This is a genomic window from Chitinibacter fontanus (genome assembly GCF_013423785.1).
In the GTDB taxonomy this organism is placed as follows: domain Bacteria; phylum Pseudomonadota; class Gammaproteobacteria; order Burkholderiales; family Chitinibacteraceae; genus Chitinibacter; species Chitinibacter fontanus.
In genome coordinates this window covers 1,813,283-1,828,189 of sequence record NZ_CP058952.1, presented here as the reverse complement: position 1 = coordinate 1,828,189, position 14,907 = coordinate 1,813,283, and the positions used below count along the sequence as shown (strand labels likewise).

Sequence of the window (14,907 nt, the reverse complement as noted above, 5' to 3'; positions counted from 1 at the left end):
ACAGGATCAGCCTAGCCACCGTTTCAAATTCTACTCTCCGCCAAACAGGGAAGATTTTCAGCATGACTCTACAAGAACGTTTAGGCTTTAGCGCCACCGACCGGGTATTGATTGTGCATGCCGACGATATCGGTATGTGTGAAGCCACCGTCAGTGCCTGGCGTGATTTACATGGCGTTAGCAATATGAGCTCGGCCTCTGCAATGGCGCCCTGCCCATGGTTTCCCGCCGCAGTCGAAGCGATCCAAGCAGCAGGTGACAGTGCAGATGTGGGGCTACACCTGACCTTAAATTGCGAATGGCGCAACCGCTATCGCTGGGGCCCGATTACCGGGCTAAATACCCCTGCCCAGTTAAGCGATGCAGCTGGCTATTTCTATCCGCTAGCAGCGGATACCTATAGCAACGCACAGCTTGAGCTCGCCTACGCAGAATTAGCGGCGCAATTACAGCGCGCCCAACAACTGGGCCTGACGCTCAGCCATCTTGATACTCACATGATGACGGCGCTGCATCCAGACCTGTTTGCCCATGTGTGCCGTTTAAGCAAGGAGCATCAATTACCGGTGCTGGTGCCGCACTACCGCGACCCGCAATTGCTGGCCAATGAAAGCAAAATGTCCTTAGCATTGAGCGAACGCACCGCAGCACAAATTGCCGCCGACGCAGAGCACATCAAACCAATTGATGCCTGGGCCGTCTTGCCCTTTGGCCAATATCTTAGCGATGAAGAACGGCTGCTTTGGGCGAGCCAGGTGCTGAAATATTACTTTGCGGCACCGGGTGTTTATGCGCTGATTGGCCACCCGGCTAACGATAGCGAGGAATTACGCGCAATTGCACCCGATTGGCAAACACGCGTTGCAGACCGCCGACTATTTGCCAGCGCTGGGCTGCGTGAGCTGATTGCCCGAGAAGGTTTTCATCTGGTAGGCATGAAAGCGATAGCAGCACTGGCTCGCTAAGGTGCCACGGCGCACATGAATTGTCATCTCCCCTCGCTAAGCTGCGCGGCATTACACCAAAGGAATTGTTATGAATAATATCGCATTGTTATTACAAGGTGGCGGCGCACTAGGCGCGTATGAACTAGGGGTATTGCGCCGTATGCAGCAACAGAGTTTGCTTCCAGTCAGGATGGTAGCAGGGGTATCAATTGGTGCGGTCAATACTGCGGTGTTGGTCGGCAGTAAAAGCGCCGATCCGCTGCCGGCACTGGAAACGCTGTGGCAAAAACTCACCGTGCCGAATATTCCATTTGCACCGCAGATCGTTGAGCAAAATTTATCCCTATTTGGCAACCCGCATATGTCGCGGCTGCGCACCGATGTGTGGAATATGAATCAATGGACTTCGGTCTACTCGGCCGACCCGCTGCGCGAGCTGATCACCGAGTTGGTCGATTTTGACAAACTCAACGACTCGGCCACCATTGTGCAACTGTCGGCGGTGCAAATCGAAAGCGGCGAAATCGCCACTTTTAGCAATCGCGATGGCCAGCGCATCACCATAGATCATGTGATCGCATCACTATCGATTCCACCGATGTTCCCGCCGGTACAAATTGATGGGAAACATTACTGGGATGGCGGCCTGTTTGATAACGCCCCGCTGGGCGCCATGATTAATGGCTTGCCAGCCGACAGTGATGCGCACTTTGTCATCGTCAATTTATTCCCGCTCAAAGGCCAAGTGCCACGCAACCTAACCCAAACCCAAGACCGGATGCTGGAGATTATTTTCTCGAATAAAGTGCTCGGCGATATGGAGCGCATGGCCGATTACAATGGTTTAGCCGAGCTATATTCTGCCTTGGATAACAGCCTGCCAGCCACTTCACCGATTCGCCAGCTTGATGGGTTTAAAGACATTGCGCGGCTACGTATGCTGCTCTCGCCCACCGTGATCACTAATCAAATGCCCGAAGAGCAAAGCACCACGCTGGATTTCTCGCCCAAATCCATCGCCGCACGCATTGAGGCGGGCTACCGCGATGCTTGCCAACACTGGTAATACGCTGCGGCACGCCGCTTAGGTTTGTTTTTCAACCATCACGGATATCAATCATGCACAAAGCACTGAGTGCAATTATGACTGGCTTAATATTCACCGCCTGCAGTCAGACGGCATCGACGGTGAATCGTCCATGCCAGCCAAGTAACGTAGCGGGAGGCTATCGCCTGCAGGAGCAGATTAGCCCTGAAGCCAAACAAGCGATGGAACTCATCCTCAAGCAACTCAATAGCAGCAGCAAGCTAAAGCAAATTTTGGAAGTACGCACGCAAGTCGTGGCTGGCACCAACTACGCGATCAAGTTCGAGCTGGCCAATGGAGAAATCTGGTACGCCATTGTATGGCATGATTTGCAGGGTAATTTCACGCTAAGCCAAGCTGCCAGCCAAACCCCGTTTCCCGCGCTGTGCAATTAAGGCATACCCAGCTGCGGCAAGCGGTGCAGCTGGGGTATTGCCAAATTTCCATCACTCGTACTGCAATTGCAGCTCATACCGACACAGGTATAGCAATTAACTGGCTAGTTTCAAACCCATTACGCCAACTACAATCAAACTTAAACATGCCAAGCGCGTGGCGTTCATGGGATCACCAAACCAGATAATCCCGCCTATCGTCACCCCCACCGCACCCAGACCCGTCCAGATTGCGTATGCAGTACCCGCCGGAATATCGCGCATCGCCCATGACAACAGGCCCATGTTTAAAAACGATAGCAACACTGAGCCCACCATCAACCAACGGTTGGGTGACACTTGCACCAGTTTGAGCGATAAGGCCCAGATAATTTCGGTGAAAACAGCTACAGCTAGAATAAGCCAGCCAGACATCGTAGATCTCCTTTCCGAGTCAACATCGGGCTCGTGAAAAGAGGCTGCCGGAAACCCGCAAGAGGCAGCGGGTGGATTATCAGCGACGCTGCCTTATGCTGCAAGCATGAGGGCTTGGTAAAAATAACGCCCCTAGCGGGGCACCTTAATAACCCAAATTTTTCATACAGACTTCATGATCAGCCGAGGTATGCGCCTGCCCACAGAGACGCTTGGCTTCTTCGTATGAAGTTGATTTGCGCTTATAGCGTTGCTCATCATCCCGGCGCCATTCATTATCATCTCTGCGATGATCTCGATCATATTTATGTTCGCGGCATTCTCGACGGGCACTTTCACTGCGAAACTCACTGCAATCTACATCCCGAGAACGAGCCAAAGCGGCGGTCGACAGGGAAATGCCGATCAGGGCGAGAACGACAAAGTTGCGCATAACGATTACTCCCTTAAATAGGTGAAGTCATCGGCAGTATAGAAGCTAACTTATTGCATGACGATGGTATTGTTCCACTTTAACGCAGCAGTATGACATTGTACCCATGCGTATTGCCGCTACTGCAAACTGGCTTTGAACTCTTGCTCCAGCTGGGCGTACTGGCCATTGGAGTGAATCACATGCAGGCCTTGCTCGAAAATCAGGGCGAGGCGAGCGCCGTCGGGGTGGCTTTTGCTAAAACCAATATAAAACAACGCTTTATTAACCAAACCAACTTCAACAATTCGGTTTTTAAAGGCGGGGGTTTTCTGCATTAGCAATTTTGCGGGCGTGGTATTTACCAGCGCAAATTCAGCCCGCCCTGCCAATAGCTTTTTAAATTGCACCTCATCACTGGGCGAGGCATCTTTTTTGATTTTTGCGTTATTCATAATCAGCGGCGGGTAGGTGTAGCCATTGGTAATGGCCACCGTGTGCCCGGCCAGATCGGCCACTTGCACCGTTCGCGGCTGCGAGCTGCTCAGGGCAAAAATCGATAAGCCTTCGGAAAACAGTGGGGTGCGATGAAAGAAATACTGCGACTGATTTTCTTCATTTTTCTCAATATCAAAACAGCCGACCAGCTCACCGCTGAGGGTCTCTTTTAAACATCGGGTGAAGGGCACTGCGCGAAACTGCACATCAATACCCTGCGTTTGGAACGCGGCAGTAATAATGCGCGGCGCAAAACCGCTGATTTTTTTCTCTCCGGGCTTAAGATAAGAATATGGTGCCCAATCATCTTCGGCCCCCAACGTGATGACCTCACCGGCCCATAATTTGGAGCAGCAAAACACAAGTATGCACAGCCATTTGAGCATGGCGATTACCTTCGTGACCTTTATTTGTTTATATGAAATCGGGCTTGAAGTGCAACGTTGTCAGAATCAGCCAGCAGGCTCAACGGTCATTGGCGCACCAGGCCACAGCGGTATTGATGCGAAATTGGCGAAATGGATAACCCACAACCGATGGGTATTATCTTAAAAACCAAGCTGGACAATACCTACAGCGCAATACCCAGTAGTTATTCACTTTAGTCCAATGTTCAGCTGCTCGCGCGACATGCTAAACGGGCGCGGGAAAGACTTTTATCCCCGCCGCAGGCCCGCCCAGCAGTGCAATTATCCGGCGATCGCCGGGATTGGGTATATTGAGTGCAAGACTGGCACCAAGGAGTAATCATGCCCACCCACCATCCTTGGCTATTGCGCTGCGCGCTCATCCTGCGCCGTTGGCTGCCCGTGTTATATGCAGTGGGGCGTTACCGATCTGGTGGTCATTTTATTTTTCTGGTCGCGAGATGTGGGCGGCATTCTGGCTGTATATCTACACTTTGCCAGTGTCGATGTTAATGAATATCTGGCTGATGCCCGGCGAGTTTCCATTTTTTACCGGCGATTACTTTCTAGCGCACAGTCTGTATTTCGGCTGCGCCGTGCTACTGCTAACGGCCTTACTTTGGCTCATATTGCAACTATGGGTGGGCTTTCTCAGGCGTTGCCCAGCACGCGCCGAGCCGCAATAATGCCCACCATCACACCGCCGGTTAGCATGTCTATTTCACGCAGGATGCCCCATGTCCAACTCGAACCATACGCCAGCCGTGCCGTCATTTGCGCGCGGCAACTTATATGCCAACGCTGCGGCCCCTGCCACGGGCGAACGATTTGAAGCCCTGCATAGCCAAGATGGGCTATTAATTGAACGGATTGTCAGCTCACCACGCATTGCGCATGAAACTTACTGCCAAGCTCATGCGGAATGGGTGCTATTGGCGCAAGGGCAAGCCACGCTGGATATTGCAGGCGATCGCATTACGCTGCACAGTGGCGACTATGTGTATCTACCGGCTCACCTGCCGCATACCGTTACCGAAGTAAGCGATGGGGCCATCTGGTTAGCAATCCATATTGGTATCACACCCTAAGCCTCTGTTGGGCTTGGTTTCGCAGCTATACCCTACGGGTTTAATGTGGAGCAGATCACAGTCAATTGAAAACAACGCTCGGCATTACAAAAAATAACCTTGGCGCGGCCTAGACCTTGAATAATGCAATACTCCAGTCCCCAAGGAATCGAGCATGAAACTCTGGTCTCTCACCTTACTGGCGCTCAGTAGCCTATGCCAAGCCAGTATGTATAAATGCCAACAAAATGGCAGCGTGGTTTACCAAGATCAGCCCTGTGCCAGTGCCGGGCAAACACTAAAAACGACCATCAACGCCAACACCAACAGCGCAACGGTGAACCCCACCGAAATCCGGCAAGCGCCCAGTACCCCCACGGAAGCACTGTATCGCGAGCTAGTTGGTAGCTGGTGTGAAGATACCGAAGGCATGTTCCAGATTCTCAAGGCGCTACAACCCGCTGGTGGCACCTCACCTAGCTATCAGGCGATGCTGAGCAAAACCCAGCGTGAAGACCCTGCGGCCTATGCCGAAATGAAGCCCGTGCCCCTAGTTACGCTGTACGCGAATCACACCGCCCGCGAACCCAATAGCACCGCGCTGCTCAATGTCACTTTTGGCAAGGAAGGCTTTGCCATCGGCAACGAAGGGCTGACTATTTATCGCCACGGCCAGCATTTTTATCGCGGCAGCACGAATTTCATCGCATTCCGCTCAAGCGTTGCACCATCAATAACTAACCGCCTGACTTATGCACGTCATCGAGCAGGGCTATGCTGCCAAGGCCAGCTGGCGTGTGTTCCCACATGGCATTGTGGATAGATGAGCGATGAAAAGACTATTATTTTATTGAGCGGCTTGGCGCTGCTACCTAGCGCCCATGCCCGCACCGTCGGGATATTTACGGGCGCAGGAACATGCAATGGCTGCGGCGAAACAGTGGCTGAATTTTTCCAGCGCCGAAATGACAAAGTCATTTATCTAACCGAAAAAACGCTGAATGCCGCTACGCTGGCACAGATTCAGGTGTATGTGCAGCCGGGCGGCTCGGACGATATCGACGAAACCCTGAACGCACTCTCCACCAGCCAGATTAAGGCCTTGCAGCAGTTTGTGCGCCACGGCGGCAGCTATCTGGGTATTTGCGCAGGCGCGTATCTAGCAGGACGCTACAGTGATAAACAGCGCAAGAAACCCGCCTTTGCACTGATTGGCATCGATGAAGTTGACGCTGAAATCGCTAGCGCGCAAGCCAATCTGCTACCTGTGAATTGGCAAGGCCAAACCCGCTGGCTCTACAATCAGAGCGGCCCGCACCTTGGCAACATGGCGCCTGCTGGGGCTGAAGTATTAGGCCGTTATCAGCGCAGCGGCCGCATTGCAGGGCTGATTAGCTACTATGGTCAAGGCAAAGTGATGCTGCTCGGCCCGCATCTGGAAGCGGGGCGTGATTGGTATCGCGCCGATGGCATTACGCTCAAACACGGCACCGCCGAAGCCAGCTTTGCCCGTTTGCTCGATCGCCTATAGTTCTGCCTGCGATGGCAAAGTCAGCCTCGATCAACCACACCAGTATATTCAGCAAAATCCAGTGGCATATAACATTGAAAGGCATACCTCCCATGGGTTCTTTTACAAATTGCGGATACCAATTCACGGCAGCGGCAGTATCACCGTAAAACAGCAGCCCCGCCCCAGTAGCCCGCTCGTCAATTCGATCGTACCGCCCAAGCGCGCGACAGCCTGCGCCACAATCGCCAGCCCCAAACCTGTGCCAGCCACATCATGCCCGGCGCCGCGATAAAAGCGCTCGAAAATACGGGCTTGATCGGCCTTCGCGATGCCCGGGCCGCTGTCGGCCACCCTCAGCGTGAGATGCTCGCCCGTCTGATTGAGCGTGACTTCAATTTGATCACCATCGTGAATATACAGAACCGCATTATTGAGTAGATTTTGCACAATGGATTGCACAGTATTCGGATCAATCCGCGCCAGCAGCGTATCGGGTGAATCGAGCGATAACTCGATTTGCCGCCCCATCGCCAGTGGCGCGACCCGCGCCAATTCTTTTTGCAGCAAGCTGGCCAGATCAATCTCGTCCAGCGTGGATAAACGGTCATTATCGATGAGATAAGGCCAACAGCTGGGCGATCAGATGCGAGGAGCGTGAAATCGCCAATTCGAGGTTTTTTTCTGCTGCCAGACGTTCAGCAGGCGTAGTGGCCAGCGACAAAACATGCGCCTGCGCTGAAATCACGGCTATCGGGTGCGTAACTCATGGGCGGCATCCTGCACAAAAGCATGTTCACGCTCAATTTTGCTGCGCAATTGATTCAGCAAGCGATCCAACGCGGCCGACAGTGGTTTAAGCTCGGCGTAGGGGCTGCCAAAATTAAGTGGCGTTAGATCATCTTTATCTTTGTGCGCAATCAGATCGGAGAGTTGGCGCAAGGGCAGCAAACCACGCGCAACAACCAGCCAAATAATTACCGCCATAATGGGTAGCGCAATCAGCATCTGGAGCGTCATTTCGGGGATGACCATATTGAGCAACACCAAAGTACTAAACTTGGGGGCCGCCAGCCTTACTTCCCAACGTGCTGTTTTGGCATAAAACACGCGATAGGAATACCCGTTGATTTCGAGATTATAAAACTGGCTCTGCTTGCTCCTTAGTTGCGCGCCACGACCTTCGGGCGACAAATACAGGCTCGCCCCTGCAAATCGTTCAGCTGCAATATCATCACGCTCTGGATATCCGAAGCGCGCAGACCGGTATTGAACATCTCGGAGGCCGTTGCCATCACAATCATGGCCTCGCGCTCGCTCGAGGTCTTGGCCAGCTCAGTGAGCACCGCATTACCATACACCTGCAAGCTGCGATCACGCTCGGCAGGATTGGTCATTTGCCAATAGCCATAGATCGCCAACGCTACCCAGACCGCAGCAAAGGCCAGCAATAACGCCAGCATCACACGCCGAATCAGGCTAGGGCCAAATATTTTAAATAGCGCTTCATGGCAGCAACATATAGCCAACACCGCGCACGTGCGGATGCGCGCGCGCCAATTTTGCGCGTAAATTCGACAGATGAACCTCCAGCGCACCAAAATCCACCGCATCGCCCAGCGGCTCTAGTCGCTGCGCCAACGCGCCCTTGGGCACCACCACCCCAGGCTCGCGCGCCAATTCGAGCAAGAGCTGAAATTCACGCGGCGACAAATCAAGCGGCGCACCATTGAGGCTGGCCAGATGGCGGCGTGGCTCGATTTGCAGCTCGCCCAATTGCCAAATATCGCTGGCCTGCTGCGCATAACGGCGCAACACCGCCCGCATACGGGCGATCAGCTCGGCGGTCGCAAACGGCTTGATGATGAAATCATCAGCCCCGCCATCAAGCCCTGCCAAGCGATCATCCAGCGCCGAACGCGCCGTAATCACAATAATTGGCGTGGCAATCCCCGCCTTGCGCCAACGTTTGAGCAAATCAAACCCAAGGCCATCGGGCAGAGTGAGATCGAGCAAAACGCAGTCAAATTCCATATCCTGCGCACCACGCGGGGCATCGGCAATATTGCGCCGCCACTCACTGCTGATGTCTTCGGCTTTGAGCGCCTGTTGCAGCGCGAACCCCAGATCGAGGTCGTCTTCAATAATCAATATATGCATGCCGTCACTCTACCTGAAGAACCTTAAGCTTTCCTTAAGGTTTGCTTTGTCATACTGCTCACCACGAAATGACTGCGGCATATTCAGCACACGTCTGCGCCTCGGTCAATTAACTACGCAGTGAAGGAGACAGACGATGTGGGGCCTTAACCAGCAAATACCACTGATTGTCGAGCGCGTACTCGCGGCTACGCCCATCAGCCATCCCTTACCGGCTGCACTAAGTGCCAGCCTTGCGAAGCAGACCTCATCCGTCGCAGCAACGCAGCTCCCCCCTCAAACCACTACAGCAGCAAGGATTATTTAATGCGCTATTTTATTGCTTTGTCATTACTTATACTCCACCACACAGCATTGGCCGAGACCAGCAACTCATCCACCGAACAAGGTCTCTCTCGCCTACAAAGCCTATGGGAAGAAGCCAGCGACAGCCAAAACTGGCAAGTGGCGGCCGGCTTGGGGCTAGGCTATGCGCCTGAAATTATGGGCAGCGAAGTCTACAAAGCCAGCCCTTTACCTAGCGTTGAAATTGCCCACCGCTCAGGTTTCTTTCTGGGGACGAGCAAAGGACTAGGCTGGAGCTATGTCGTCAATCCTGATTGGCAAGCCGCCGTATTTATTGGCCTGAGCCCGGAACGCAAAGAAAAAACCAAGCTGACCAACCACAGAACATTCAAAGGCATGGGTGATATCAAAGCAGCCGCCCAAGCGGGGATACTGCTCAATTACAGCATGGCCGATCTAAATCTATCCATGCTCGCCAGCACGGGGCTCGAAAGCAAAAACCGCGGCCAACAAATTACGCTCGGTGCCGACTACACCGTGTATAGCAGCGAGCAATTTGCGTTGATCATCAATGGCGCACTGACCGCCAGCAGTGCCGATTATCAGCAACGCTGGTACGGAGTGAGCACAGCGCAAGCGAAAAACAGTGGCTTTAAGGCCTATCAAGCTGGCAGCGGTCTCACCCAAGGCAGCATGGGACTCATCGGCATTGTGCCGCTGAGCAAAACGCTGCGTCTAATTAACGCCGTTAGCTACAACCAGTTACTGGATAACGCAGCTGATAGCCCGCTGGTGAAAGCCAAAGGCAGCTACGCCATCATGAGCAGCCTGCAATACACCTGGTAAAACATTCGCACGAAGGAACAGCCATGCCATTCTTATTACGTCATGCCCTCACCCGGCTATTGGAGGCCACGCAGCTTGCGTCCAGCGAATCAGTGCAAGCCACCGCGAGCAATGTGCCTGCGGAACCGTTTCAACACCGCAGCCGAGCCTTTGAATTTGAAGCTCCGACCATTGAACAAAGGTTACCGCGGCGCACGAACTCGCGCGTTATTATTCCGCCGATGAATTATCAGCTATAGCCAAGGGCGGGCCATGACGCATTTTCAATGCGAAATGAGCCCGCGCCGCAGGAGCTAATGCCCTGCTGCAGGTAGCCCGCACTGACAATGTCATGTTGAACATGTAAGATCGCGGCAAGCAAAATGCACCGAACTACATCGAGTCGACATAATGGCCTTCATCCTGAGCAAGCAAGAAAAATTCCGCATTAAACTGATTTCGATCTTGCTCTTGCTGATCGGGCTGGCGCTCATCTTTTTCACCGAAGCCTACCCCGTCATTCTGGCTGTAACGCTCTTTCTGCCAGCCGTCATCTCGTTTTTCTATGTAAAACACCTGCTCACCCACAAGGCCGAGCTGTTTAATTTCCACCGTAGCTGCATTGACTACTATTCATCACTAATGAAACTGGGATTGTATTTATTAACGGCGGTGTATTTTGTGCTGGACGTGTATTTCTCCGCCGAAAACATCAACCCTGATCCCATCATCTCAGCCGAAGTCTCGCAGTGGATCAACAAATTTTTGCTAATCTACCTCGCCTCGACGTATCTGGGCATGGATGCCGCGGCGAAGTATTTTATCCGGCGGCATGAAGCGGCAAAACTGAGCACGCAGTAATCGGAAAGCCGTGGCAAACACATTATGTTTCTGCATGTATATGCACACAAACTAACCAAATCATAGCCTCTATAGCAATACCGTCACCAGTATATAAAGTTATCAACGTAAATTTGTACCCACCAAGATCAGTGTACGCACCGAGGCTGACACACCAAAATTACAAAAAAAATTGACCAGACAAATTTTCGCGCAACAAATAATTAAAGATTTGGTAAGCTATCAGCCCGATGATTTGGGTAAGCGCACCTGCGCCCGCCTTATGGTTTTTTACTAGCCCATCCCGTTCAGCCTCTTTTGCTTTGTCCATACCGCTAGCCGCATAGAAAAATGGGCTGAAGATTATTTAACTTCTGCATATTTCGGATTTTGGAGTTACTTGATGTCGTTTTTCCGCCCCACCCTAGTATTAAGTCTGCTGATACCGCTAACGCTAATTGGGTGCGCTCAGCCTAATGGCAAACCACTGATTACTTTTATGAAAAATGCCCAGCCACTATCCGGCAAATGGTATGGGCAAGTGAGCTGTGCCAATGGTGAAACTGACCAGCTAACACTGGATTTAAACGGCATGACCACCGGTAAAATTAGTGGTGCTATCGCAGTGCAAGGGCGGAAAAATAGCGGGCTTTACAGCGTAAACGGTCAGTTTGAACAAGATGGCACGCTGCGCCTAAGCCCAGCGCAATGGCTGCAAAAAACCGGCACCCCATCATCATGGAACCTAAGCGGTAAAGCCGACGATATCAACGCCCCCAGTACCATCCGTGGCAGTATCCCTGAATGCAACGGCACCTTTGAGCTAGCGCGTACTCCTGTGGGAAAAACCAGCAGCGACAAAACTGCCGCGGCCGCCACCAAAACCACCGCAATGGCCGCCGAATCGGCAGAATTGATCCGCTCTATCATCGGCAAACGCGTACAGGTATTCACCGCCGCCGCAGTACCCGCAGATATGCAAGCCATCGCCATCCTGCCGCAATTTGGCTTTACCGAGGTCAAACGCAAAGGCAGCAAAGGCTTCCCTAGCGGCCAGATTTTAGATATTGGCGAGCGTAAAGATGAATACGCCAACTTCACCCGGCTGCATTACGAAGTGGGCAAATTAAATAATGACTACTGGGTGCTGATCTTTAGCAATGAATGGACTTACTCGCCAAAATGGAAAAACATGCAGCCCAGCAAATACGGTGAAATTACCGATCTGGTGAAAATTGGCCCAATTGATATCGAGCGCAACCAATTCTGGCCGATCGCTAGCGTTGGCAATACGTATTGGAATGACAATTTAAACGGCAGCAAGATGCTATTGAATGGCCAATCTTGTGGCATGGATTGCGGCATGTTCGCGGTATTGCCAAAACCAATCATCAAGCGGCCCAAAAAGAAAAACAGCGACATCAACGCCAGCTATCTCTGGGATGCCAAAATGCTCAACGGGCACACTTGGAAACTGAGCCCCAAAGGCAAACTAACACCGATGGTGGCAAATTCGTTCCAAATCATCGATGAAAATATGGACGACATCGATTAATTGCCGCACCCCCCAACAAAACCAGCCCCGCCCAGCGGGGCTTTTTAATTGGTGTATTGAACTGCAAATGAAAGCACTGATCGAGTGAATCGCCTACCCGAGTAAGCGGTAGTTTTGATACCACTGCAGATACTCCCGGCAGCGGCGGCTATTGCGTTGCAAATAAGCTAATTATTTCAATGGCATACTATTTCGACTTCGCTACACCATGTTAGACTGGCTCGCTGAACAATAATCATATTCAACATGGGATAGCACGAAATGAAAAACCTTATACTTGCATCAGTATTCGCAGCAACGGCATTTGCAGCTAATGCACAGGTCACTGAACTAGTTACCAATGGCAATTTTGAAACCGGCAACTTTACTGGCTGGACAAAGTCAGGCAACACTAGCTTGTCGGATGTTATTTCTAATACAACCACGTCGAATCATACTTTCCTGTGGCGTAGTGGTGCGACAGGCTCTCCTGCCTATATCAGCCAGAATTTGAACACCCAGATCGGTGGCAAATACACATTATCGTTTGATATTTTCAGCGCAGGCACTTCAGCTGTTAAATTCGATGCGTTTTTCAATGGTGCTTCGGTCTACAGTTTCAGCAATATTAGCCAAGCTTGGACTCATGTGGTGATTAATAACTTGCAATCAACCAAGCCCTTAACAGAGCTGAAATTTGGCTCACGTAATGATCCAAGTTTTACACGCCTTGATAACGTGAGTGTCGTTGCTGCCGTACCAGAGCCAGAAACTTACGCTTTAATGGGTATCGGTCTGATCGGCTTAATGGCTAGTCGCCGCCGTAAAAATAAGTAATACCGCGCATTTACCAAAACAAACCCGTTCTGCTTCAACAAAGCGAACGGGTTTATTTTTGCGCGGGTAAAACAGAGTATCAATAGCGGCTTTTGGTGCGCCTTTGTCTGTACGGTATTGCCTCCGCGAATTAAATATCCACTCGCAGAGGCATTACCTAGGAACAATTTGAAGCGATTAATACTGAATGTGGGTTGGAATACCGAACTTATAAGCACGCAGCAGCGGTGACGGGCGGCAGAGATCGCCATTACATAACCAAACACTCAGATAATTGCCTTTGGCTTGCTCACTCGTCAACCGAGTCGAAGCTGCGACAACGCCCCCTTTCACCGAGCTAAAGCTAGCCACCACAGTACCTGGCGCCACTGAGCAGCTTTGATCTGCATTACGCGCAATGATGGGCGGAGGCGGTGGCATCACTGCCGGCACAGACATTAAATAGGGCCCTTGCTGGCTTGCCACCACTTTACCGTCTAGATGGATTTCCCAACGTTCGGTGCGCGGTGGCACCATATTGGCGGGTTGCTCGCCTTCGATGCTTAAAGTGCTAGTGCACGCGTCGGTAGCACGATACACATACTGCACCGGGTAAATATACGAGCCTAAATCCACAGAAACATCCATTTCACCGCTGGTTTGCTTTGTGACCTTCGCGGTAAATTGCACTGGGCGATTTGCGCTAACGGGCGCAACACCCTTGTCTTCCCACGGACTGCCGGCTTGATCGGGCTGATTATTTTGTGTCCACCAGCGCGCTTGATACAGACGATCATTCCAGATGACCAAGTCACCCGCGTTATACACTTTGCTACGGCTCCATACCTGTGGGCCAGACAATGCAGATTGTGCCTCCCATGCGCCCCATGCTTGGCCCGGCATTTCATTTTGCGTCCACCACTTCGCCTTGTAACTAACACCTTCAAAGCTCACGATATCGCCCAGATTGTAAATCGCAGACGCGCTCCAAGCCGCCGGGGCGGGTGTGCTGGCTACGCCATACACTTTATCGGTATCTGCATTATTGAGCGCAGCAAGGGTTGCGGTATTGCTAAAGTAGGTCGGGGTAACAGGGCAGCCACCCGGAAGTGTCGGCGTAGGCGTTGCTGTAACGATAGGGAGAGGCGTAGGCGTAATGGTTGAAGTAGTAGATTGTGGCGCTGGGGTTGGAGTGATGGTAACTGGCGTGGGGCTTGGTGAGGGTGGCGTGTTTACATCTGGGTTCACTGTCGGCAACTTACCATCCAGACCGGCGGGTAAGGTTGGGGCCGGATAGGGGGCGTAACAGGCTTGGGCCACTTGGCCGGTAAATACCGCACCAAAACAAAGCATTAGCAAAGAAAGTTTCATCGTCTACTCCATCCTGCATGAATTATTGAGCTGCACCTATCTTGGTGCAATCGCTGCGACGCAGCGTTTCAAACTATCAAGCAGTTAGTCAGCAATGGTCAATCTCGCGGATATGTTTGTCGCATAAATTAGTAAGCCGAGCCGATAGCGCGTGGCCATGGATTAGCCCGCTGCGCAAGCGGTAAACCGGCGGTTTCGCCCGCCGGACGACGTGACGGGCGACAGGGGATTAAAGCCCCAGATCACCGAGCGTGGAAAAAATAAGCATGGGTATACCCACCAAGCCCAATTCAGCAAAAGTCTTCAGAGCAACACCATGGCATGTATATACCGCCATCG

Annotated in this window: 20 protein-coding genes and 1 pseudogene; 13 read left to right on the top strand and 8 right to left on the bottom strand. The window is 52.1% G+C overall.

The window, feature by feature from the left end; genetic code table 11:
* The first annotated feature begins 62 nt into the window (after nucleotides 1–62).
* The 3 genes from HZU75_RS08480 (at nucleotide 63) to HZU75_RS08470 (ending at nucleotide 2,429) form a co-directional block, all read left to right on the top strand.
* A complete protein-coding gene (locus tag HZU75_RS08480) occupies nucleotides 63–965 on the top strand; it encodes a ChbG/HpnK family deacetylase (protein WP_180305674.1) in 903 nt (300 codons plus the stop codon).
* A gap of 70 nt (nucleotides 966–1,035) precedes the next feature.
* Nucleotides 1,036–2,013, top strand: coding sequence for a patatin-like phospholipase family protein (locus tag HZU75_RS08475; protein ID WP_180305673.1), 978 nt, complete (start codon nucleotides 1,036–1,038; stop codon nucleotides 2,011–2,013).
* Between the two features lie 53 nt (nucleotides 2,014–2,066).
* Entirely contained in the window at nucleotides 2,067–2,429 is a 363-nt protein-coding gene (locus HZU75_RS08470) for a cystatin domain-containing protein (RefSeq protein WP_180305672.1), read from the top strand.
* Between the two features lie 96 nt (nucleotides 2,430–2,525).
* On the opposite strand, the gene HZU75_RS08465 is transcribed toward HZU75_RS08470, so the two are convergent.
* From HZU75_RS08465 to HZU75_RS08455, 3 genes are all read right to left on the bottom strand, one after another.
* A complete protein-coding gene (locus tag HZU75_RS08465) occupies nucleotides 2,526–2,843 on the bottom strand; it encodes a DMT family transporter (protein WP_180305671.1) in 318 nt (105 codons plus the stop codon).
* A gap of 145 nt (nucleotides 2,844–2,988) precedes the next feature.
* Nucleotides 2,989–3,276 carry a hypothetical protein gene (locus tag HZU75_RS08460; protein ID WP_180305670.1) on the bottom strand — a complete coding sequence of 96 codons (288 nt, stop codon included), beginning with the start codon at nucleotides 3,274–3,276 and terminating at the stop codon, nucleotides 2,989–2,991.
* Nucleotides 3,277–3,395: 119 nt separating this feature from the next.
* Nucleotides 3,396–4,139 (bottom strand): substrate-binding periplasmic protein, encoded by a 744-nt coding sequence (locus HZU75_RS08455; RefSeq protein ID WP_180305669.1) that lies wholly within the window; start codon nucleotides 4,137–4,139, stop codon nucleotides 3,396–3,398.
* A gap of 332 nt (nucleotides 4,140–4,471) precedes the next feature.
* On the opposite strand from HZU75_RS08455, the gene HZU75_RS08450 reads away from it, so the two are divergent.
* The 4 genes from HZU75_RS08450 to HZU75_RS08435 all read left to right on the top strand — a co-directional run bounded on the left by HZU75_RS08450 (nucleotide 4,472) and on the right by HZU75_RS08435 (nucleotide 6,758).
* Complete coding sequence (locus tag HZU75_RS08450; protein WP_180305668.1) at nucleotides 4,472–4,846, top strand: hypothetical protein; 375 nt, start codon at nucleotides 4,472–4,474, stop codon at nucleotides 4,844–4,846.
* Between the two features lie 51 nt (nucleotides 4,847–4,897).
* Nucleotides 4,898–5,248: a cupin domain-containing protein gene (locus tag HZU75_RS08445; RefSeq protein WP_180305667.1), complete on the top strand. Its 351-nt coding sequence runs from the start codon at nucleotides 4,898–4,900 to the stop codon at nucleotides 5,246–5,248.
* 154 nt (nucleotides 5,249–5,402) lie between these two features.
* Nucleotides 5,403–6,050 carry a DUF4124 domain-containing protein gene (locus tag HZU75_RS08440; protein WP_180305666.1) on the top strand — a complete coding sequence of 216 codons (648 nt, stop codon included), beginning with the start codon at nucleotides 5,403–5,405 and terminating at the stop codon, nucleotides 6,048–6,050.
* On the top strand, nucleotides 6,051–6,758 hold the full coding sequence (locus HZU75_RS08435; protein WP_180305665.1) for a BPL-N domain-containing protein: 708 nt from the start codon (nucleotides 6,051–6,053) through the stop codon (nucleotides 6,756–6,758). It begins immediately after the preceding gene.
* 123 nt (nucleotides 6,759–6,881) lie between these two features.
* Here the strand turns inward: HZU75_RS08435 and HZU75_RS08430 are convergent, their stop codons facing one another.
* From HZU75_RS08430 to HZU75_RS08415, 4 genes are all read right to left on the bottom strand, one after another.
* A complete protein-coding gene (locus HZU75_RS08430; RefSeq protein WP_180305664.1) occupies nucleotides 6,882–7,307 on the bottom strand; it encodes a sensor histidine kinase in 426 nt (141 codons plus the stop codon).
* A gap of 180 nt (nucleotides 7,308–7,487) precedes the next feature.
* Complete coding sequence (locus HZU75_RS08425) at nucleotides 7,488–7,931, bottom strand: hypothetical protein (protein WP_180305663.1); 444 nt, start codon at nucleotides 7,929–7,931, stop codon at nucleotides 7,488–7,490.
* The gene (locus tag HZU75_RS08420; RefSeq protein WP_180305662.1) at nucleotides 7,901–8,200 is read right to left on the bottom strand and encodes a hypothetical protein; all 300 of its coding nucleotides are present in this window, start codon (nucleotides 8,198–8,200) and stop codon (nucleotides 7,901–7,903) included. The genes HZU75_RS08425 and HZU75_RS08420 overlap by 31 nt, the downstream gene beginning before the upstream one ends.
* A gap of 43 nt (nucleotides 8,201–8,243) precedes the next feature.
* Nucleotides 8,244–8,897 (bottom strand): response regulator, encoded by a 654-nt coding sequence (locus HZU75_RS08415; protein ID WP_180305661.1) that lies wholly within the window; start codon nucleotides 8,895–8,897, stop codon nucleotides 8,244–8,246.
* Between the two features lie 136 nt (nucleotides 8,898–9,033).
* Between HZU75_RS08415 and HZU75_RS08410 the strand changes: the two genes are divergently transcribed.
* From HZU75_RS08410 to HZU75_RS17845, 6 genes and pseudogenes are all read left to right on the top strand, one after another.
* Nucleotides 9,034–9,204, top strand: coding sequence for a hypothetical protein (locus HZU75_RS08410; RefSeq protein WP_180305660.1), 171 nt, complete (start codon nucleotides 9,034–9,036; stop codon nucleotides 9,202–9,204).
* Nucleotides 9,204–10,028: a MipA/OmpV family protein gene (locus HZU75_RS08405; protein ID WP_180305659.1), complete on the top strand. Its 825-nt coding sequence runs from the start codon at nucleotides 9,204–9,206 to the stop codon at nucleotides 10,026–10,028. The genes HZU75_RS08410 and HZU75_RS08405 overlap by 1 nt, the downstream gene beginning before the upstream one ends.
* Nucleotides 10,029–10,051: 23 nt before the next feature.
* Entirely contained in the window at nucleotides 10,052–10,267 is a 216-nt protein-coding gene (locus tag HZU75_RS08400; RefSeq protein ID WP_180305658.1) for a hypothetical protein, read from the top strand.
* 151 nt (nucleotides 10,268–10,418) lie between these two features.
* The gene (locus tag HZU75_RS08395; protein ID WP_180308671.1) at nucleotides 10,419–10,868 is read left to right on the top strand and encodes a hypothetical protein; all 450 of its coding nucleotides are present in this window, start codon (nucleotides 10,419–10,421) and stop codon (nucleotides 10,866–10,868) included.
* Nucleotides 10,869–11,250: 382 nt separating this feature from the next.
* Nucleotides 11,251–12,402, top strand: coding sequence for a hypothetical protein (locus tag HZU75_RS08390; protein ID WP_180308670.1), 1,152 nt, complete (start codon nucleotides 11,251–11,253; stop codon nucleotides 12,400–12,402).
* A gap of 705 nt (nucleotides 12,403–13,107) precedes the next feature.
* Nucleotides 13,108–13,218 (top strand): annotated as a pseudogene (locus HZU75_RS17845) (PEP-CTERM sorting domain-containing protein); the annotation flags it as partial.
* Between the two features lie 177 nt (nucleotides 13,219–13,395).
* Here the strand turns inward: HZU75_RS17845 and HZU75_RS08380 are convergent.
* Complete coding sequence (locus HZU75_RS08380; RefSeq protein WP_180308668.1) at nucleotides 13,396–14,568, bottom strand: carbohydrate-binding protein; 1,173 nt, start codon at nucleotides 14,566–14,568, stop codon at nucleotides 13,396–13,398.
* Nucleotides 14,569–14,907: the final 339 nt, after the last annotated feature.